The organism is Duganella zoogloeoides (genome assembly GCF_034479515.1).
Taxonomy (GTDB): domain Bacteria; phylum Pseudomonadota; class Gammaproteobacteria; order Burkholderiales; family Burkholderiaceae_D; genus Rugamonas; species Rugamonas zoogloeoides.
The window spans coordinates 5,059,029-5,080,899 of record NZ_CP140152.1; the positions used below are offsets into that span (position 1 = coordinate 5,059,029).

Annotated in this window: 11 protein-coding genes; 1 reads left to right on the forward strand and 10 read right to left on the reverse strand. The window is 63.9% G+C overall.

Going from position 1 to position 21,871, the window contains the following annotated elements:
- Nucleotides 1–46: 46 nt before the first annotated feature.
- Entirely contained in the window at nucleotides 47–1,675 is a 1,629-nt protein-coding gene (locus SR858_RS22355) for a methyl-accepting chemotaxis protein (RefSeq protein WP_019921325.1), read from the forward strand.
- A gap of 7 nt (nucleotides 1,676–1,682) precedes the next feature.
- Here the strand turns inward: SR858_RS22355 and corA are convergent, their stop codons facing one another.
- From corA to SR858_RS22405, 10 genes are all read right to left on the reverse strand, one after another.
- A complete protein-coding gene (corA, locus tag SR858_RS22360; protein ID WP_019921324.1) occupies nucleotides 1,683–2,648 on the reverse strand; it encodes a magnesium/cobalt transporter CorA in 966 nt (321 codons plus the stop codon).
- An 89-nt stretch (nucleotides 2,649–2,737) separates the two neighbouring features.
- Nucleotides 2,738–3,469, reverse strand: coding sequence for a monofunctional biosynthetic peptidoglycan transglycosylase (mtgA, locus tag SR858_RS22365; protein WP_019921323.1), 732 nt, complete (start codon nucleotides 3,467–3,469; stop codon nucleotides 2,738–2,740).
- Nucleotides 3,466–4,305: a shikimate dehydrogenase gene (aroE, locus tag SR858_RS22370; RefSeq protein ID WP_019921322.1), complete on the reverse strand. Its 840-nt coding sequence runs from the start codon at nucleotides 4,303–4,305 to the stop codon at nucleotides 3,466–3,468. The genes mtgA and aroE overlap by 4 nt, the downstream gene beginning before the upstream one ends.
- Before the next feature lie 2 nt (nucleotides 4,306–4,307).
- Nucleotides 4,308–5,195 carry an energy transducer TonB gene (locus SR858_RS22375; RefSeq protein WP_019921321.1) on the reverse strand — a complete coding sequence of 296 codons (888 nt, stop codon included), beginning with the start codon at nucleotides 5,193–5,195 and terminating at the stop codon, nucleotides 4,308–4,310.
- A 105-nt stretch (nucleotides 5,196–5,300) separates the two neighbouring features.
- Entirely contained in the window at nucleotides 5,301–7,436 is a 2,136-nt protein-coding gene (locus SR858_RS22380; protein ID WP_019921320.1) for a hypothetical protein, read from the reverse strand.
- Nucleotides 7,437–7,439: 3 nt separating this feature from the next.
- Nucleotides 7,440–8,807 (reverse strand): efflux RND transporter periplasmic adaptor subunit, encoded by a 1,368-nt coding sequence (locus SR858_RS22385; protein WP_026637196.1) that lies wholly within the window; start codon nucleotides 8,805–8,807, stop codon nucleotides 7,440–7,442.
- A 1-nt stretch (nucleotide 8,808) separates the two neighbouring features.
- Complete coding sequence (locus SR858_RS22390; RefSeq protein ID WP_322533981.1) at nucleotides 8,809–17,145, reverse strand: tandem-95 repeat protein; 8,337 nt, start codon at nucleotides 17,143–17,145, stop codon at nucleotides 8,809–8,811.
- 35 nt (nucleotides 17,146–17,180) lie between these two features.
- Complete coding sequence (locus SR858_RS22395; RefSeq protein WP_019923118.1) at nucleotides 17,181–18,002, reverse strand: efflux RND transporter periplasmic adaptor subunit; 822 nt, start codon at nucleotides 18,000–18,002, stop codon at nucleotides 17,181–17,183.
- Nucleotides 18,002–19,516: a TolC family protein gene (locus tag SR858_RS22400; RefSeq protein WP_019923119.1), complete on the reverse strand. Its 1,515-nt coding sequence runs from the start codon at nucleotides 19,514–19,516 to the stop codon at nucleotides 18,002–18,004. The genes SR858_RS22395 and SR858_RS22400 overlap by 1 nt, the downstream gene beginning before the upstream one ends.
- 308 nt (nucleotides 19,517–19,824) lie before the next feature.
- The gene (locus SR858_RS22405) at nucleotides 19,825–21,864 is read right to left on the reverse strand and encodes a ribonuclease catalytic domain-containing protein (RefSeq protein ID WP_019923120.1); all 2,040 of its coding nucleotides are present in this window, start codon (nucleotides 21,862–21,864) and stop codon (nucleotides 19,825–19,827) included.
- Nucleotides 21,865–21,871 lie beyond the last annotated feature (7 nt).

The following is a 21,871-nucleotide window of genomic DNA, read 5'->3' on the forward strand; positions in this document are numbered from 1 at the left end:
GCCGCAGGTGCCTGAGGAAACGTATAACGTTTCCAGGAAGAAGATCATGAACGCATTCAAACAACTGAAAATCGGTACCCAGCTGTCGTTGGGCTTTGGCATGGTCACGGCGTTGATGCTGCTGCTGGCGGCGGTCTCCATCTTTGGCGTCACAGCGATCAACAATGCCTTCAAGCAGCAGGACAAAATCAACACTGAACACCTCGATCCGCTGGTGGAAACGCGCGAAGCACTGGCGCAAACCGGCCTGGCTGCGCGCAACGCCTTCATCTTCAACGACAAGGCGCAGGCAGCCAAGGAACTGGCCATCCTCGACGAGCAAAAGGCGATCTACCTGAAAGCGCTGGAAAAAATGACGCCTGCCTTTGCCGGCAACGCCCAGTTCGACAAGGTGCGCACCGGCTTGCTGACCATGGCCCAGGAACTGAACAAGCCGCGCAAGTTCCGCGAGGCCGATGAGATGGAGGCTTACGGCAAGTTCCTGGTCAACGAGTGCAGCCCGCTGCGGCGCCAGATCGTGGCCGACATGGCGGTGCTGCTCGACGCCGCCCAGAAGGAATCCCTGGCAGCGAGCGATTTGTCGGAACAGCGCGCCGAAAGCGCCCGTTTCTGGACCATCGCCCTGGCCGTCACCGCGTTCATTCTCAGCATTGCAGTTACCGCGATCATCAAGCACGTGCTACTGCGCCAGTTGGGCGGCGAACCGGCTTATGCCACCAAGGTGGCCAGCCAGATCGCCCATGGCGACCTGGCCGTGAAGGTGAACGTCAAGTCCGGCGACCAGAGCAGCCTGCTCTATGAAATCAAGAGCATGCGCGACAGCCTGGCCGCCATCGTCGGCAAGGTGCGCGAAGGGACGCACGCCATCGACACCGCCTCGAGCGAAATTGCCGCCGGCAACGAAGACATGTCGAACCGCACCGCGCACCAGGCCTCGTCGCTGGAAAAAGTGGCCACCGCGATGGAAGAGCTGACCTCCACCGTGCGCCAGAATGCCAGCAATGCCCAGCAGGCCAACACCCTGGCGCAGACCGCTTCGTCGGTGTCGGAACAGGGCGGCGTGGTGATGCAGCAGGTGACCGACACCATGGAATCGATCAACGAGTCGTCGAAAAAAATCGTCGACATCATTTCCGTCATCGACGGCATCGCCTTCCAGACCAATATCCTGGCGCTGAACGCGGCAGTCGAAGCGGCCCGGGCCGGCGAGCAGGGGCGCGGCTTTGCCGTGGTGGCGACCGAGGTGCGCAACCTGGCCCAGCGGTCGGCCTCGGCCGCCAAGGAAATCAAGGCGCTGATCGACGATTCCGTCACCAAAGTGGGCAGCGGCACCGAGCTGGTGTCCAAGGCCGGCATCACCATGCAGGAGGTGGTTATCAGCGTCAAGCGCGTGACCGAGATCATGAGCGAGATCAGCGTGGCCAGCGCCGAGCAGAGCATCGGTATCGAACAGGTGAACGGCGCCATCGGCGAAATGGACGGCATGACCCAGCAGAACTCGGCGCTGGTGGAAGAAGCTTCGGCAGCCGCCCATGCGCTCGATCAGCAGGCGTCGGCGTTGACCGAGGTGGTGGGAGTGTTCAAGCTGGACAGCGACACCGCCACCGTGCGCTCGGTAGCGCAGCGCCCCAGCGCACCGCAGCGCAGCACCAACCTGCGCCTGGCGCGCGGCTAGGTTCCGGTTACTTCAGCCAGCCCCGCCGGCGGAAGTACCAGAACGGCGCGATCGCGCTGGTGACCATCAGGGCCAGCGCGAACGGGTAGCCGGCCTGCCACTCCAGTTCCGGCAGCCACTTGAAGTTCATGCCGTAGATCGAGGCGATCAGGGTCGGCGGCAGGAAGGCCACGCTGGCCACCGAGAAGATCTTGATGATCTTGTTCTGGTTGATGTTGATGAAGCCGACCGTGGCGTCCATCAGGAAGTTGATCTTGTCGAACAGGAACGACGTGTGGCCGTCCAGCGATTCGATGTCGCGCAAAATCTGCCGCGCTTCCTCGAACTGGTCGGCGTTGAGCAGGCGTCCGCGCATCAGGAAACTGACTGCACGGCGGGTATCCATCATGTTGCGGCGGATGCGGCCGTTCAAGTCTTCCTCGCGCGCGATCGAGTTCAGCGCTGCAGCCGCGTCATCATCGGTGAAGTGTTTTTGCAACACGCGGCCGCTCACTTCTTCCAGGCTCAGATAAATGCCTTCGAGCGCGTCGGCCGAGTACTCGGCGTCGGTCGCGTACAGGTCCAGCAGCACGTCCATGTAATCGCCGATCGAGCCGGGCCGCGAACGGGCGCGCATGCGCACCAGGCGGAACACCGGCAAATCGTCGGTATGGACCGAGAACAGCATCTTGCGCGCCAGGATGAACGCGACCGTGATCACGCGCGACGGGCCGTCGTCTTCTTCCAGCAGAAAGTCGGTGCGCAGGTGCAGGTCGCCGTTTTCCGCTTCGTAGTAGCGCGCCGATGCTTCGATATCCTTGACTTCATCTTCGCCCGGCAGGGTCACGCCATAAATGGTCTTGACCCATAGCCGCTCGTCATCCGTCGGGTCGGTCAGGTCGACCCACACCGGCTCGGCGTTGACCAGGTCTTCGCGCGTGTCGATCGGTACCTGGTTGAGCCGGCCATTCTGGAGAACGAAAACATTAATCATGGGAGGGGAGCCTTCTGGAAACAGCGCAAGTGTACTCGGAAAGGCACTGGCTAAGCCAGCCTGCCCTGTTGGTTGGGCTGCATTTTATCTCACGGCACCTCTACGGCGTTCATGCGGGCCAGAATGGTGGACGTACGGCGGTTCAGGTAGCTGGTATCGCGGTGCTTGTCGTAGTAGCGCGGATTGGGCAGCATTACCGCCAGCCGGGCCGCCTGGCCGGCGCTGAGGTTGGCTGCGCTGGTGCGGTAATAATGGCGCGACGCCGCTTCCGCGCCAAAGGTGCCGGTGCCGAACTCCACCACGTTCAAATAAATTTCAAAGATGCGGCGCTTGTCCATCAGGGTTTCCAGCATGTACGTGATCACCAGTTCCTGGCCCTTGCGCACGTAGCTGCGCGAGCCGGACAGGAACAGGTTCTTGGCCAGTTGCTGGGTAATGGTGGAGCCGCCCGCCACCACCTTGCGTTTCTTGTTGTTTTTCTCGTAGGCCTTTTGCAAGGCCTCCCAATCGACACCCTCGTGCTCGGAAAAATTGGCGTCTTCCGAGGCGATAATGGCGCGCTTGAGGTTGTTCGAGATGCGGTTGTACGGCACCCAGGTCTGGCGGATTTCGGCCTTGGGATTTTTATCCTGCAGCACCGATTCCTGCTCGCGCATGAAGCTGGTCATGCCCGGGTTGTGATCGACCCACCACCAGATTTGCAGGAAGAAATATACCTGCACCACCAGTACCAGCACCACCGGCACGATGAACACCCACTTGACCCAGCCGAACCGGCCGCGTGCCGCAGCAGGCCTGGGCGATTTTTTGGCCGCCTTCATAGCTGCGCACGCAGCGACTGCAACACCGGCGCGGTGTCGGGATGGACGCCGCGCCACACGGCAAACGCCTCGGCCGCCTGCTCCACCAGCATGCCCAGGCCGTCGCGCACGGCCGCGCCATGGCTGGCGGCAAATTGCAGGAACACGGTCGGCTCCTTGCCATACATCATGTCCAGCGCCAGTGCGCCCGGGGCAAACACGGTGGCTGGCACCGGCGGCAATTCCGCAGAGAGGCTGGCGGCCGTGGCGTTGATCACCAGGTCGAACGCGGCATCGAGGTCGGCGTAGCCGCAGGCCGATACCACGCCGTCTCCGCCCAGCGCGGCAAACTGGTCGGCCAGCGCCTGGGCCGTGGCCACGGTGCGGTTGGCGATGACCAGCTGCGCGGGACGGTGTTCGAGGATCGGCAACACCACGCCGCGCGCGGCGCCACCGGCGCCCAGCAGCAGCACCCGGCGGCCACCGATCTGCATGCCGGCGTTACCGACGATATCGGCCACCAGGCCGGCGCCATCGGTGTTGTCGCCGATGATGCCGTCTTCGGTGAAGTGCAGGGTGTTGACGGCGCCGGCGGCCTGCGCGCGGATGGTCAGGGCATTCGCCACTTTGACGGCTTCGAGCTTGAACGGCACGGTAACGTTGGCGCCCTTGCCGCCCTCGGCGATAAAGGCGTGCACGGCGGCGGCAAAGCCGTCCACCGGCGCCAGCCGTTTTTCGTACTGCACGGCGTGGCCGGTCTGGGCCGCGTAGGCGGCGTGGATGTCGGGGGATTTGCTATGGGCAATCGGATTGCCGAACACGCAGTAGCGGTCCGCTGGCGCCGGGGTGGCTGTCATGATTATTTTGCTCCGCCGAGCATGTCGGCTTCCAGTTTATCGTCGCGGGTGAATCTGAAGGTGGTGACGATGACCCACAGGTCGTCGCGGTCGCTCGAGCGCATATTGGCCGGGAACTTGCCGAACGGCGCGGCGCGCCGGACGATATCGATTGCCGCCTGGTCCAGCGCCGGGTTCTTCGAGCTGGTGGTCACTTCGATCCCGCCTTCCTTGTCATAGATGGTGCCATCCTGAAATACGGGAATCGACAGCACCAGCTGGCCGTACAGCTTGCGGCCGTTTTTTTGCGGGAAATTCAGCGTACCGACGTCCTCGATGCGCTTTTGCAGGGTCTTGTAATACATGGCGTAGCCCACGCCCCGGGTGCTGGGACTCAGGAACGTCTTGCGCGGGCGCTTGTTCTGGTCTTCGATGGTTTCGCTGATTTCGGCGGCGCGGCGGGCAATCGCCTTGCTCGATTCGAGCAGGTCCGAGCCGCTGGCCAGCGGATCGGGCTTGGTGTCTTCGGTCACCTTCGGTACCGCAAACGGGTCCTTGCGCCTGACCTGGTTGAGCAGGTTGCGCTGCTGCTCTTCCAGCGCGGCAATGCGGCGCTGGGTGGCGACGATGCTGTCGCCGGTTTCCATCTTGCGCATGTCGGGCAGCGGCGACTTGGACCGGCCCTTGTCCACCGTGCCGCCGCCATCGAGATTGGCCTGCGCCAGCGCCTCGGCCTTGAGCGGCGGGTTCTTGTGCTTGGCGTTGACCAGGATGACTTCCAGGCCCGGATCGGTGGGTTTGACCGGGGTGGGCGGCGGCGCAACAAAGCGCAGGGCCAGCAACGCGGCATGCGCCAGCAGCGACACCGCGATCGCGATGGCCAGGAAACGATTGTGTTGTATGAACTTCACGCGGGCAGCAGGTCCATGACGTCGGGAAATGCTGAATTTTACGTGAAAGCAGCGCCGTACCGCCCAGTTTTTGTGGGCGCCATGCACACCCGCGCCAAATTCCCCTTAAAAGCCCGCTTCGCGCCACATCAACGCCGCCACGCCGCGCAGCAGGCGGGTACCGGGCGCCTCCCAGTCGGCGGCAATCACGACCTTGCCGCGCCAGTTGCGCCCGGCCAGCGCGCCAGCTGGATCGGTGACCTTGAAGGTGACCCGGTACACGGCTTTTTCCGGGAACCAGTGGCCCTGCTTTTCATGCGCCGTCACCGAGCCGCCGTGCTGGGCCGACCACATGCCGCTCGGCAGCATGTGGGTGGCGTCCTGGTCGATGCCGCTCACTTGCAGCCGCACGAACGGCCCTTCGAGGCCGTCCGGGTAAAAGCGCGCGCTGTCGCCCACGGCCACGCGGCGCACCGTGTCTTCGTCGAGGTAAGTGCTTGCTTCCTCGCCCTGATCGCCCACCAGCACCGCCACCCGTTCGTTCTTGCCCACCCACACGCCAGGCGCCAGCGCACCGTCGATATCGCGCAGGGTGCCGGCGAACGGCGCCACCGGGCGGTAGCGCGCGGCTTCTTCTTCCAGCAGCGCCAGCTTGGCCTCGGCGCTGGCCAGCTGTTCGCGCAGCACCATGCTCTGGGCACGCTGCTCGGCGTCGAAACCGGCGCCTTCGGTGCGCCAGCGCAGGCTCTCGATCTGCGCGGCCAGCCCCTGGCGCTGGCTGGCGTTTTCCGCCACGGCAAATTGCAGCATGACGTCGCCGGCGCGCACCCTGGCGCCCTCGCCCAGCGGCAGGGCGGACAGCATGGCGTGTTCCGGTGCATGGATGGGAAACACCTGCGCCGGCCGCAACACGCCCGTGGCCTGCACCCGCGTGGGCCACGGCACCACGAACAGCAGCATGGCCAGCGCGGCCAGCACCAGCGTGCGCCGCGTGCGGCGGCGGTGCCGCACCTGCGGCCACAGGCTGCGCCAGGCGCGCAGTTCGGTGGCCAGGGGGCGCAAGATAAACCAGCTCATTTCAATCGCGAACAAGAAAATTCCCACCAGTTTGATAAAAAAGTGATACACCAGCACCGCGATACCGAGGAACAGCATCAGCCGGTACACCCACACGCCCCACGCAAACAGGATCAGGCCCCAGTGCCGGCGCGGCGGAAAATATTCGGGCGGCGGCGCGCCTGCGTCGAACAGCCGTTCGCGCAGGTTCCAGCGCGCCAGCGCAAACGCGCGCGCATGCAGATTCGGCATGTCGAGCCAGTCGGAGACGACAAAATAGCCGTCGAAGCGCATGAACGGACTGGCGTTGATGGCCAGCGTGGCGATCCAGGTGGTGGTCGCCAGCGGGAACACGATCGAGCGCAGCACGCCGTCCGGCAGCACGGCCCACGCCAGCGACGACCAGATGGCGATGATTAACTCGGTCGCCACGCCGGCCGCCGCCACCTGCTGGCGGTGGTGCTTGTTGTTCAGGCGCCAGACGTCGTTGGTGTCGGTGTACGGGACCGGCCACAGCACCAGGAATGCCAGCCCCATGGTGGGCACGCGGCAGCCGCGCCGCTTGGCCGTGATGGCATGCCCGAGTTCGTGCGCGCACTTGACGCCGGCCAGCGCCAGCCCGTAGCAGGCAATGCCGGCAGGCGTAAACGTATCCATCAACATGCTGCCCAGGCGGCCCCACTCGCGGTAGATCTGGATGCTGCTGATGATCAGCGCCAACAAGGTCAGGCGGGCGAAGGTGGTTGAAAACAGCCATTCGAACGACGGCGCCACGCGCGTGAGCCAGCGGTCGGGCTTGACCAGCGGGATGCGGAAAAACAGGTAGCCGTGCAGCAGTTGCGTGTACCAGGCGCCCTGCTGCGCCTTATGGCGTGCGGCCATGGTTTTCACGGATGCGAGCGGATCGGGCTGCAGCAGCTGGTTCTGGTCGAGGAAGCCGAGCACCGATTCGATCTCGCCGTAGCCGATATCGAGCGGCGTGCCGTGTTCGATATCGCGCAGGACCTGCTGCGGGCTGCCCAGCGTCCAGCGCCGCAGCACCTCGAAGGTCAGCCAGTCGATGCGGAAGAACTGGTTGCGTACCGGGTCTTCCAGGGTGTAGCTGGGTTCTCCCGTGTCCAGCGCCGGGCCGGCATGCAGGCTCAGTTCTTCGCGCAGCGGCGGCAGGCGCAGGTGCTCGAACTGCTGCGGCAGCAAACCGTCCAAGGCTTACAGTCCCGCCACCTGGCGCATGGCGGCCAGCGGCCGGCGCATGATCCAGTACGCCGCCGGCACCCAGCGGCCGGTCAGCTTGACCGTGCCCTTGAGGCCCACCCGGTGCGTGGTGGCGCCGTCGAGCGTGGCGCGGACGCGGTAGGCGTAGCTGCCGTCGGGACGCGGCTGCGCTTCGTACGAGACGTAGCGCACCCGCGCCGTCACCGGCTGCAGCGGGCTGGCGCCCAGGTACAGGCTGGTGTCGGCGCCCTCCTCCAGCGGGATGGCATCGCCCACGCCGAGCCATGCTTCCACCTCGACGTCGCCGGGCGTGGCGATGCGCATGATGCGTTCGCCGGTCATGACGGGCCGGCCGACCCATTCGCTGGGATCGTCGAACAGGGCGATGCCGTCGCGCGGGGCGACGATGCGCGCGCGTTCGGCCTGGCCATGCAAAAATTCGCTTTCCGCGCGGCGCTCTTCGATCTTGCCTTGCAGCGAAGACAGCAATGCTTTCGACCGGTTGTCGGTCAGCGCCTGTTGCAGCGACTGGCGGTATTCCGCTTCAGCCGTGGCCAGCGCCTGGCTGGCCACCTGGTAGCGGCTTTCGAGCTGGGCCTGGTCGAAGTCCAGCAGCGGCTGGCCCTGCTTCACCAACTGGTTGGGTTTGACGTGGAAGCGCTCGATCACGCCTTCGAGCGGCGAGCGGATGGCAGCCGGGTTGGCCGGCACCAGTTCGCCGGGCGCCAGGATGGTCAGCCGCACGGGCAGGCATAACACCGCCGCCACGCCCAGCGCAATCTGCACCTTGCGCCGCCGCCACCAGGGCAAGGCCGCGCTCTGTTCCTGCGCCATGCGCTGGCGCCAGCGCGACTTCAGCGCGAACGGCGACCACGGCGCCGGCTTTGTCACTGCCGCATACGCATGGCGCAGCACATCGCACCATTCGGTCAGCAGCGCGATGTCGTGCGCCTGCCACGGCGTGTCGCGCGCCAGCAGCAAGCCGCCGCGCGGCGCCTGCAACAGGCCGTCGGTGGCCGGCAGCGGCAACCACAGCGCATAGGCCGGTAGCCACTCGGTCCATTGCGCCGCCACGTCGCCGTCAAAATCGGCGGCGGTCAACGCGCCGGCCGGCGCCGCCTTGCACAGGCGCTCCAGCCACTGCACATAGGGCGCGTTCGCTTCGATCTGCACCACGCCCGACAGCGCGCACACCTTGCGGTCCTCGAACCACAGCGCGGCCTGGCGATACGGCGCCAGCGCATGGCTGCCGTTCACCGCCAGGAAATCGAGTTCGACCCGCGCGCCGACATGGCGCGCGCGGTGTGCCATGTCGAGCAGTGTGGCCAGCGGATCGGGACCGCCTTGTTGCGTATCTTCCATCTTATGCCCGGACGCGGTACGCGGCATTCACCGCGCTCACCTGGCGCAATTGCTCGCTCAGACCGCTCTTCCCCATCGCGGTTTTCGCCTGGCCCACGTTGATGCGGAACAGCGCGGTCGCTTCGTGGCCGTTGATGTCGCGCGCGATCAGCTTGACGCGCACTTCGCCCACCAGGCCTTTCGGCACTTCGCCGGTGAATTTGCCGGTCTGCGCGTCGAACTGCATCCACGCTGGCAGCGGACGTCCGTCCTGCAAGGTGGCGGCCAGGCGCACCACGGCGTCGGACTTGGTGTGCACAAAGGCGTCGCTCGGGATGGTCACCGTCATCGCGCGGCCGTTTTCGGTGTACTGGTCGGGCACGCCCTGGAACAGCATCAGCGCCGGGTTTTCCGCCGTGGCAACCACGGTGCGGAAGCCGTTGTTGTCGGTGTACAGATCGCTCATTTCGGCGCTGCGGCGATACTCGCCCGACAGCTCGGTGGCGCGTGTGCCCTGGCCATCGAGCTGTGGCGCCTCGCTGCCTGCCAGGTTCGACGGCGCGTCTGCATTGATGCGGGTATCGACAATCTCCGGGCTCGGCACGAAGGTCGGCAGCGGCGGCAAGGCAGCCACTGGCAATGGCGCAGGTACCGGCGGCGCTTCCACCACGACCGGCGCCGGCACGGCCACCGGTTCCGGCGCGAGCACCGGCTGCGGCGGCAATGGCAGCACGGTGAAGTTGACGGCGACACTGCTCGACGCCGTGCCATCGCTGGCGCGCACCACCACCGTGTAGCTGCCGGCTGCGTCGGTCGCTGGCGTGCCGCTGAAGGTACGGGTGGCAGGATCGAACACCAGCCAGGCCGGCAAGGCGTCGCCATTGGCCAGGGTGGCCGTGTAGTTCAGCGACGCGTTGTCGATATCGGTAAAGGCAGGCACCGTCAGCGTCGGCATGGCCACGCCGGCGGACAGGTCAACCGGCGCCGGCACGCTGCCAGGTGCTACCGGCGCATCGTTGACCGGATTGACCGTGATGTTGACGGTATAGGTGGTGCTGCCGCCGTTGCCGTCGCTGACCGTGTAGGTAAAGCTGTCAGCTCCATTGAAGTTGGCCGCCGGCGTGTAGATGTAGGTGCCGTTGGCATTGACGACCAGCGTGCCATGGGCCGGGTCGCTCGCCTTGCCATACGTCGCGGTATCGCCATCGACGTCAACCACTGCCGGCAGAGCGCCGGACAGGACCTGGTCTTCGTTGACTGTGACCGTGGAATCGGCGGCGGTCGGGGCGTCGTTGACCGGACTGATGTTGATCGCCACGGTGTAGGTATTGCTGCCGCCCTGGCCGTCGCTGACGGTGTAGGTGAAGCTGTCGGCGCCGTTGTAGTTGGCCGCTGGCGTGTAGAGATAAGTGCCGTCGGGGTTGACGACGACCGTGCCATGGGCAGGGTCGCTGCCCTTGCCGTAGGTGAGCGTGTCGCCATCGACGTCGGTCGCCACTGGCAAGGTAGCGGTTTTGACGGTGTCTTCGCTGGTGGTAATCGTCGTGCCGCTGCCGACCGGGGCGTCGTTGACCGGGCTCACCGTGATCGCGACCGTGTAGGTGTTCGAACCGCCCTGGCCATCGCTGACCGTGTACGTAAAGCTGTCGGCGCCGTTGTAGTTGGCCGCTGGCGTGTAGAGATAAGTGCCGTCGGGGTTGACGACGACCATGCCATGGGCAGGGTCGCTGCCCTTGCCATAGGTGAGCGTATCGCCATCGACGTCGGTCGCCACTGGCAAGGTACCGGTTTTGACGGTGTCTTCGCTGGTGGTAATCGTCGTGCCGCTGCCGACCGGGGCGTCGTTGACCGGGCTGATGGTGATTGCCACCGTGTAGGTGTTGCTGCCTCCGTGGCCGTCGCTGACGGTGTAGCTGAAGCTGTCGGCGCCGTTGTAGTTGGCCGCTGGCGTGTAGAGATAAGTGCCGTCGGGGTTCACGACGACCGTGCCGTGGGCAGGGTCGCTGCCCTTGCCGTAAGTGAGCGTGTCGCCATCGACGTCGGTCGCCACTGGCAAGGTACCGGTTTTGACGGTGTCTTCGCTGGTGGTAATCGTCGTGCCGCTGCCGACCGGGGCGTCGTTGACCGGACTGACGGTGATCGCCACGGTGTAGGTATTGCTGCCGCCGTGGCCATCGCTGACGGTGTAGGTAAAGCTGTCGGCGCCGTTGTAGTTGGCCGCTGGCGTGTACGTGTAAGTGCCGTCGGCGTTGACCACCACCACGCCGTGTGCTGGGTCGGTCGCTTTCGTGTAGGTCACGCTATCGCCGTCGATGTCGGTTGCCACTGGCAGCGTGCCGGTTTTGACCGTATCTTCGTTCAGCGAGATGCTGTCGTTACCTGCCACCGGTGCGTCGTTGACCGGGCTAACCGTGATTGCTACCGTGTAGGTATTCGAACCGCCATTTCCGTCGCTGACGGTGTAGGTGAAGCTGTCGGCGCCGTTGTAGTTGGCCGCTGGCGTGTACGTGTAAGTACCGTCGGCGTTGACCACCACCACGCCATGCGCCGGGTCGGTCGCCTTCGTGTAAGTCACCGTATCGCCGTCGATATCGCTCGCCACCGGCAGGGTACCGGTCTTGACGGTGTCTTCGCTGGTGGTAATCGTCGTGCCGCTGCCGACCGGGGCGTCGTTGACCGGGCTGATGGTGATCGTCACGGTGTAAGTATTGCTGCCGCCCTGGCCGTCGTTGACGGTGTAGGTGAAGCTGTCGGCGCCGTTGTAGTTGGCCGCTGGCGTGTAGAGATAAGTGCCGTCGGGGTTGACGACGACCGTGCCGTGGGCAGGGTCGCTGCCCTTGCCGTAAGTGAGCGTGTCGCCATCGACGTCGGTCGCCACTGGCAAGGTACCGGTTTTGACGGTGTCTTCGCTGGTGGTAATCGTCGTGCCGCTGCCGACCGGTGCGTCGTTGACCGGGCTCACCGTGATCGCGACCGTGTAGGTGTTCGAACCGCCCTGGCCATCGCTGACCGTGTACGTAAAGCTGTCGGCGCCGTTGTAGTTGGCCGCTGGCGTGTAGAGATAAGTGCCGTCGGGGTTGACGACGACCGTGCCGTGGCCAGGGTCGCTGCCCTTGCCGTAGGTGAGCGTGTCGCCATCGACGTCGGTCGCCACTGGCAAGGTACCGGTTTTGACGGTGTCTTCGCTGGTGGTAATCGTCGTGCCGCTGCCGACCGGGGCGTCGTTGACCGGGCTGATGGTGATCGCGACCGTGTAGGTGTTCGAACCGCCTTGGCCATCGCTGACCGTGTACGTAAAGCTGTCGGCGCCGTTATAGTTGGCGACTGGCGTATAGGTATAGGTGCCGTCGGCGTTGACCACCACCACGCCATGCGCCGGGTCGGTCGCCCTCGTGTAGGTGACGGTATCGCCATCGATATCGCTTGCCACTGGCAGTGTGCCGGTTTTGACCGTATCTTCGTTCAGCGTGATGCTGTCGTTTCCTGCCACCGGTGCGTCGTTGACCGGGCTCACCGTGATTGCCACCGTGTAGGTATTCGAACCGCCATTTCCGTCGCTGACGGTGTAGGTGAAGCTGTCGGCGCCGTTGTAGTTGGCCGCTGGCGTGTACGTGTAAGTACCGTCGGCGTTGACCACCACCACGCCATGCGCCGGGTCGGTCGCCTTCGTGTAAGTCACCGTATCGCCGTCGATATCGCTCGCCACCGGCAGGGTACCGGTCTTGACGGTGTCTTCGCTGGTGGTGATCGACGTGCCGCTGCCCACCGGTGCGTCGTTCACCGGGCTGACGGTGATGGTAACCGTGTAGGTGTTGCTGCCGCCGTTGCCATCGCTGACGGTATAGGTAAAGCTGTCGGCGCCATTGTAGTTGGCGGCCGGCGTATAGGTGTAGGTGCCGTCAGCGTTGACCACCACCGTGCCATGGGCCGGGTCACTGCCCTTGCCGTAGGTGATGGTGTCGCCATCGATGTCGGTGGCCGCCGGCAGGCTGCCGGTCTTGACCGTATCTTCGGCGGTGGTAATGGCCGTGCCTGAAGCAGTTGGCGCATCGTTGACCGGCGTGACATTGACCGACACCGTGTACGTGTTCGACGCACCCTGGCTGTCCGTGACTTTATAGGTAAAGCTGTCGGCGCCGTTGTAGTTGGCGGCCGGCAGGTAGATGTAGCTGCCATTCGGATTGATGACGACAGTGCCGTGCGAGGCATCGGTCACGCGGGCATAAGTAACGGCACCGCCGTCCACATCCGTGGCGGCCGGCAGGTTGCCGGACTTGATGGTATCTTCCGCCGTCGTGATGCTGTCGTTGCCCGCTACCGGCGCATCGTTGACCGGGCTGACGGTAATGGCCACCGTGTAGGTGTTGCTGCCGCCATTGCCATCGCTGACGGTATAGGTAAAGCTGTCGGCGCCATTGTAGTTGGCGGCCGGCGTAAAGGTGTAGGTGCCGTCGGCATTGACCACCACCGTGCCATGGGCCGGATCGCTGCCCTTGCCGTAGGTGACGGTATCGCCGTCGACATCGGTCGCGGTTGGCAGGGTGCCGGTCTTGACCGTGTCTTCATTTGTCGTGATCGCCGTGCCGGAGGCCACCGGCTTGTCGTTGACCGGCGTGACGTTGACCGACACCGTATAGGTGTTCGACGCGCCATGGCTGTCCGTTACCTTGTACGTGAAGCTGTCGCTGCCGTTGTAGTTCGCTGCCGGGATATACAGATAGCTGCCGTCGTCGTTGACGACTACACGGCCATGCGCGGGCGCCGTGCCCGTGCTGTAGATGAAGGTGTCGCCTTCCAGGTCGGTGGCGGCCGGCAAGGTGCCCGACTTGATGGTGTCTTCCGCCGTGGTGATGCTGTCGTTGCCCGCTACCGGCGCATCGTTGACCGGGCTGACGGTAATGGCCACCGTGTAGGTGTTGCTGCCGCCGTTGCCATCGCTGACGGTATAGGTAAAGCTGTCGGCGCCATTGTAGTTGGCGGCCGGCGTATAGGTGTAGGTGCCGTCAGCGTTGACCACCACCGTGCCATGGGCCGGGTCACTGCCCTTGCCGTAGGTGATGGTGTCGCCATCGATGTCGGTGGCCGCCGGCAGGCTGCCGGTCTTGACCGTATCTTCGGCGGTGGTAATGGCCGTGCCTGAAGCAGTCGGCGCATCGTTGACCGGCGTGACATTGACCAACACCGTGTACGTGTTCGACGCACCCTGGCTGTCCGTGACTTTATAGGTAAAGCTGTCGGCGCCGTTGTAGTTGGCGGCCGGCAGGTAGATGTAGCTGCCATTCGGATTGATGACGACAGTGCCGTGCGAGGCATCAGTCACGCGGGCATAAGTAACGGCATCGCCGTCCACATCCGTGGCGGCCGGCAGGTTGCCGGACTTGATGGTGTCTTCCGCCGTCGTGATGCTGTCGTTGCCCGCTACCGGCGCATCGTTGACCGGGCTGACGGTAATGGCCACCGTGTAGGTGTTGCTGCCGCCATTGCCATCGCTAACGGTATAGGTAAAGCTGTCGGCGCCATTGTAGTTGGCGGCCGGCGTATAGGTGTAGGTGCCGTCGGCATTGACCACCACCGTGCCATGGGCCGGATCGCTGCCCTTGCCGTAGGTGACGGTATCGCCGTCGACATCGGTCGCGGTTGGCAGGGTGCCGGTCTTGACCGTGTCTTCATTTGTCGTGATCGCCGTGCCGGAGGCCACCGGCTTGTCGTTGACCGGCGTGACGTTGACCGACACCGTATAGGTGTTCGACGCGCCATGGCTGTCCGTTACCTTGTACGTGAAGCTGTCGCTGCCGTTGTAGTTCGCTGCCGGGATATACAGATAGCTGCCGTCGTCGTTGACGACTACACGGCCATGCGCGGGCGCCGTGCCCGTGCTGTAGATGAAGGTGTCGCCTTCCAGGTCGGTGGCGGCCGGCAAGGTGCCCGACTTGATGGTGTCTTCCGCCGTGGTGATGCTGTCGTTGCCCGCTACCGGCGCATCGTTGACCGGGCTGACGGTAATGGCCACCGTGTAGGTGTTGCTGCCGCCGTTGCCATCGCTGACGGTATAGGTAAAGCTGTCGGCGCCATTGTAGTTGGCGGCCGCCGTATAGGTGTAGGTGCCGTCAGCATTGACCACCACCGTGCCATGGGCCGGGTCACTGGCCTTGCCGTAGGTGATGGTGTCGCCATCGATGTCGGTGGCCGCCGGCAGGCTGCCGGACTTGACCGTATCTTCGGCGGTGGTAATGGCCGTGCCGGATGCCGTTGGCGCATCGTTGACCGGTGTGACATTGACCGTCACGGTGTACGTATTCGAGGCGCCCTTGCTGTCGGTGACGGTGTAATTGAAGCTGTCGGCGCCGTTGTAGTTGGCGGCCGGCGTGTAGATGTAGGTGCCGCCGGCGCTGACCGTCAGGGTGCCATGGGCAGGATTGGTGGCCTTGGCATAGGTAAAGGTATCACCATCGAGGTCGGTACCCGCCGGCAGGCTGCCGGTCATGGGCAGGTCTTCGCTGGTGGTGATGGTGGTGTCCGATGCCGTCGGCGCGCGGTTGGCAGGGTCCGCAAAATCGACCACGATATCGGCACGCGCCGCGCCCGTGACGGCGCTGGCCAGCACGCCGCTGAACGCCCCATTGCCGAAGCTGACGCCAAAGTTGCTGATGTCATTCGCATTGGCGTGCGCGCTGGCATTGCCGGTGAAGGTCAGGGTGGCGGTGGTGGCGCTGGTGCGGGTGATCTCGGCCGTCAGGCCCGCCGGGGTATTGCTGAAAGTAACGCCGGACAGCGCCGCGCCATTGCTGCCGCTGAAAGTGCCGTTGGCCAGCGTGATGGTCGCGCTCATCGTGATCGAGCCATCGTTGGCGGTCGCTTCGGTGAAATTGGTGGTGCTGTACGTCAGGCGCGCGGCCGGAGAGTCGACGATGGTCGTCGCACTGCCCCATGCCGGCCCCACGCTGAAATCGAGCGCAAAATAGGCAGTCCCGTTCAGCGTACCGCTCCCTGCAGTATTGACACCCGACTTGATCTGGAACGAACTCATCGAATCGTAGTACACCTTGACGCGGTATTCGTCCTGGGCAATCGGCCCATTATTCACGCCAGTTGCCGACACATACTGGAACGTCACCGAGCCGTCGGCCTGGGTCGTGGGCACCAGCTTGGTATTGTTCGACAATTCGTAGCGGGAGAAACCTTTGAACTGCTGATACTGGCGGTCGGTGTTGCTGGAGCCTACGCCGTCGATATCATACGAATTGACGGCCACGTTTTGCAGCGTGACGGCGGTGCCGGTACCCACGCCGGTATAGGTGCCGGCCTTGTAGAAGTCGACGGTGAAGGTAGCGCCGCCACCCGAGGCGGATACCACCATGTTCGGCTGGAAGTATGCACTGGTACTCGACGGATTGCTGGTTGAATCATAGTTGCTGATGGTGGCGCGGTCCAGCGTGGTGGTCACCACCGCGTCGATGGCCCGGCCATTGATGGTGATCACGCTGTTAAAGCGCACCACGTTGCCGTTCGATTTGCCGTCGCCGATGATGTTGGTAAAGCCGGTGCCGGTACCATTGAACACCAGCTGCTGCCAGTTGGCGTTATACACGGTATCGACCGCCAGTTCGCCCTGCCAGCCCGCGCGGTCCAGTACCAGCGCGGCCGTCTCGATGCCGCCATGCTGCGCTTCCAGGGTCCAGTTGCCGGCAAACGCCTGCGAGCCGGTGATGTCGGTCGAGGCGGCCACGTCGGCCTGGGTCAGTTGCGCCAGGCGATCGACGAACGCCAGGCCGGCCGCGCCATCGGCCACATCGCAGCCATAAATCAGCAAGTCGCCACCGGCCGTGAGCGACTGGCCCAGTTGCGTCAGCTGGTCGCGGTATTGCTCGATATTGGCGCCCGAAATCGTGCTGCCGAGCTCGATCTGACCAGCCGAGCCGTGCGTGACCAGGTGGATCGCATCGACCGGCGCATGGCCTTGCAAGGCCGCCAGCATTTGCTGCAAGCCGTCGCGGGTATGGTCCAGCACCACCACTTCGACGCCATCGCGCACACCGGCCACCAGTTGCTGCAAATTGGTCACGTTATCTTCGATAAAGACGATTTCATGACGGGTTTGCTCGGTCGGGCCCGCCACCGCCGCCGGCGCCTTGACTGCGGCAGCGGCCTTTTCGGCGGCAGCGCGTTCGGCCGCCGCGTTGTCGGCTGCGGCGTGCTCGGCCGATGCCCTGGCACTCACGGCGGTATCGACCGCCGCACCGTCAAACATGATGCGCTGTTCTAGCACCAGTGGCGCCGGGCCGCGACGCTGGAGTGCGCGGCGGGCGGTGGCGACTGGAGGGAGGGAAGCTTCAATGACGGTGCGGTCCGTTTTTTTCATGGCGTACTTTTATCGGTAAGTTTTTTTTCGGTAATTTATTTGCCGGCGGGAGGCGTCAGGGCTACTCGTCCGCTCATGCCTGCGATCAATTCGGGGAAGCGTCCATCGATGGCGGCCGACAGCTTGACCGACTGGCTGACCGGATCGACACGGGCGCCGATGCGCTGCACCTTGGCCGGATAGGTCTTGCCGGTTTCATCGATCGCCACCTGGAAGGCGTAGCCGGGCTTGAGCCAGGCCAGCCAGCGCGAGGGCACGATGAATTCCAGTTCCAGCGAAGAATCATCGATGATTTCCAGTAGCGCCTGGCCCGGCTGCACATATTGCTGCTCGCGCACCTTCTGCTCGGTCACGCGGCCGGAAAATGGCGCTTGCAAGCTGCATTTGCCGATCACTGCCGCGCCATAGGCCAGTTCCGCGCGGGCCTTGGCCACCTCGGATTCCGACACTTCCAGCTCCACCTTGCCGATCGAGCGCAGCTCTTCCAGGCGCTTGTTGGCGTTGAAGGTATGTTCGGCCGCCGACAGCATGGCCTTGGCTTTTTCTCGCTGGGCCTGCTGCATCGAGCAGTCGAGCGCGACCAGGGTCTGGCCGGCGCGGAAACTGCCGCCTTCGGTCACCGCGATGCGGCTGATCTTGGCGCCCACTTCAGCGGCGATGGTGGTGTAGCGGCGCGGCGCCAGCTGGGCGCGCACTTCCTGGCGCTCCACGGCCGCACGCGGTGCTGCGGCGGCTGGCGCAACCGGACGCGGTGCTGCGGCGGCCGGCACCGGCGCCGCAGCCGGCGCGGCCCACGCCGGCGCGGCCAGCGCAGCAGCCAGCACCAGGCCGGTCAGACCAAGAGGACGCACCATCATCACTTGGCCACCGCCGGCGCCTGCACGCCCTGGCTCCAGCCAGCCATGGACGCGCCGACTTCACTGGTTAACTGTTCCAGCGACATATCGGTCACGCTGCCCAGCACCGGTTCCAGGCCCAGCGTGGCTTGCACCTTGCTGGCCGAGGCTTGCAGTTGCGCCAGCGACTGGTAGCGGCGCAGCAGGCTCAAAATGGCGGTGGTGCTGTTGGCAACCTGCTCCAGCTTGCTCTGGGTCTGGGCCTTGCCGCGATTCTTGACATGCGCGTCGATCTTGGCATCGGCTTGCCAGATTTCATCGGCGCGCAGATATTGCTTGTAAGCGATCTGGTATTGCAGGCGCGACAAGTGCACTTGTGCCAGCACGGTCATTTGCGCCGTGATGCGGCGCTGGTCCGCCAGTTTCACACCCGCTTCGGCCAGGCGCTTTTGTGCCGGCCCCGAGAACAGGTTGAACAGGTTGTACGACAGGTGAACGCCGGCATCGTTCCAGCGGTTGTTGATCATGTAGCGGTCGCTGTCGTAACGCAGGTCGTAGTTGAAGGACAGGTTCGGGAACAGGCGCAGCATCACGCGGCGCGTCTCTTCGGTAGCGATGCGGGCGTTGTAGAACTGCTCGCGGATGTCGGCGTTCTGGGTTACCGCCAGCTCTTCCATGCGCTCGACCGGCATGTCCAGCATGGTCACGTCCACCTTGTCACCGGGGTCGCGCACTTCCAGCACCTGGCCCAGCGGGGCGTTGATCAGGTGCGCCAGCTCGACGCGGCCCGACGACAGTTCCTGCTCGATGCTTTCCAGCAGGCGCAGGTTTTCCAGCAACTGGCGCTGGTAGCGCAGCGAATCGACGGGCGAACGCAGGCGTTCCGATTCCGCCTTGCGCGCATCCTTCAACGCGGCTTCGGCCAGCACGATGGTTTCCTGGACTTCCACGCGCAGCTTTTGCGCGCTGGCAGTGCGCCAGAACGCCGTGCGCACGTCCTGGATCAGCGTATGCATGGCCTTGCGGCGACGCTCGGCAGCGATATTGACGCGGTCGGCGCTTTGCCTGGCGGTGATGTAGCTCATGCCGAAGTCGAGCGCGTTCCAGGTCAGGCCCAGGTCGTATGCCGCATGGTTGCGCTCGGAGGAAATATACGGATTGGCCAGCGATGGCTTGCCCGTCACCGAATCCACACTGCGCGTAATCAGCTCTTCATTGCGGGTGGTGTAGCCGGCATTGGCCATCAGGCGCGGCAGCATGTCCCAGCTGGCATTGTCGAACTGGTTCATCGCCAGCGCTTCTTCCATCAAGCGCGTGCGGCGCTCGAGGTTGTACTTCAACGCCCGTGCAATCGCCTCATCCATCGACAACGCGCCCGACACCGGCGGCACGTTGTCCATCGCCGTCTGGCGATCGAGGGTGGTTTGCGCTGCCAGGTCAGCGCTGGACAACGGTTGTACCTGGACGGTGCCGCACGCCGTCAGCATGACGGCGGCGCACGCCGCGACAGCGCGGGCGATGATTTTTTTTTGCATGGAAAAAGGAAGAATGTTTGTGGAAGAATATGTTGCTTAGGAAATATACATTTCTAATTGACAATACTGATTTCGAAATTATATTTTAAAGAAACATTTCTGCATAGATAAACAGGTGACTTTACAACACTTTTTTTTGATCTTTTGCAATTTAATTTAACAATTTATTTTGCAACATTTTTATATCCATCATGAAAGTCACCCAGCATGAAACTGGTTTCACCCCATGTTATGGCCTGTTTTCGACAGGCGAAAAAAAATACCCGGCCAACCACTCCGGGTATTTTTTAACAATTAACCAGTAGTTTTTATTTCACAGTGTCGTCGCCTTCGGCGCTCACTTCGGCCAGTTCCGGCGCGGCAGCCGGGTCGGCTGGTTCGACGGCGGCGCCGGTTTCTTCAGCGCCCTCATCTTCGTCCACCTCGGCAGGCTGGGCGTCAGCTTGCGCGGTGATGATTTCCAGCAGGCGCGCTTCGATTGTCAGTTCCACCTCGTCCCAGCGCAGGATATCGAGCTTGACCTGGGTTCCGCGCGCCACCGATGGCATGCCCGGCAGGCGGATGATCAACGGCAGGTCGGTCAGGCGCAGCACTTCGTCCTTGAGCACCACGGCATCGACCTGGCGTGCATTTTCCTGGCCCAGCCAGCGCAGGCACCAGTAGCGTTCCATGTTCGACTGGTGGTCGCCATAGGCGGCGTACGCGGCGTCGAACTGCGAGACGATGGCAAACAGCGCCGAATCCTTGTGCTTGAACTTGGCCACCAGCGGCGCGGTCACGCCCTTGTCGGCGCAGGCCAGGATCTGCCACTGGTTGACCAGGTCGGTATAGCGGCGCAGCGGCGACGTGCTCCATGCGTACTGGTCCACGCCCAGGCCCTGGTGCGGCGCCGCGTGCGTCAACATGCGCACCTGCATCTTGGCCGCCCAGCCGCCCACACCCTGCCCCTGGCTGCGGTAGATGCCGGGCACGCCGCAGTCGTGCATCAGTTTGCCCCAGGTGCTGTTGGCAAAGATCATCAGCTCGGCAACGATCTTGTCGAGCGGCGCGCCGCGCTTGCGGCGGCTGACCGTGACCACGTCGTCTTCGACGTAGAAGTTGAAGTCCACGCGATTGTTCTGTTCCGGCTTCAAACCGAAGCCTTCACGCTTGACCATGCGCGCCGCTTCCAGCACTTGCGCCCACTGCCAGATCAAGCTCAGCGCTTCCTTGTGCGGGTAGTCGCCGGCGCCGCTGGCCAAAGTCTCTTCGTTGACCAGGTCGTCGAGGTCGTTGTGGCGCAGGTTGTTGGCGATCGGCACCATCTCGGCGCGGGTGTCGGTGGCCAGCACCGACCAGTCGGCCGGATTCAGGGTGGCGTACAGCGACAATGCCGGGCAGGTCTTGCCTTCGGCCAGCGTGAATGCCTCGACCACGCTATCGGGCAGCATGGTGATCTTGTCGCCAGGCATGTACACGGTGGACATGCGCGCCCGCGCCATCTTGTCCACGGCGTCGTCCGGCTTGATGGCCAGGCCCGGGGCGGCAATGTGGATGCCGATCCTGATGTTGCCATCTGCTAGGTGCGTGACCGAGAACGCATCGTCGATCTCGGTGGTGGTGACGTCATCAATGGAAAACGCCTGCACGTCGGCCACCGGCAGATTGGCGGGCGGCACCGGCACGGCCACGTCCGGGAAACCGGCGCCGCGCGGGAAGTTCTCGAACAGGAACTTGGCCATGTGGAAGTCCTTGGGCGACGCCAGGCCGCCCACGTCCAGCATCAACCGTTGCGGATTGGTGTGGAGTTCGTTGCAGGCCGCTTCCAGCGCCTTGTATTCGATGCCGTTCTTTTCCGGCTTGAACAGCAGTTGCAGCACGATGGGCTGCATCGCTTCGGGCAGCTTGCCGGCTTTCAGCTCTTCCACGTACTGGGCCTGGATAATCGCTTGCTGTTTCTTTTTCTCGATGCCGGCTTGCGCTGCGCGCAGCGACTGTTCCGGTGCCGCCTTGTAGCGGCCACGGCCTTTTTTATAGAAATAGATCGGCGCCGAATGCAGGGAGAGAATCAAGCCTGCCGCTTCGGCCGGCAACGGCGCGTGGCCGAAGTATTCTGCGCCCAACTCGGCAAAGCCGAATTCTTCTTCACCGGCCACTTCCCACAGGAAGTCGAGGTCGATATCGGCGGACACGGCCTTGGCCTGGTCCATCAACTCGCCAGGCGACGGCTTGTCGTATTGCAGCAGCACGTCCTTGATCTTGACCTTGGTGCGCTTGCCGCTGGCCATCTCCACCTGGTAGGCCTCGCCTGCCTGCGACATGATGGCGCCGACCTTGAAATCGCCGGATTCTTCGAAAAATAGATTCATTGCTCTT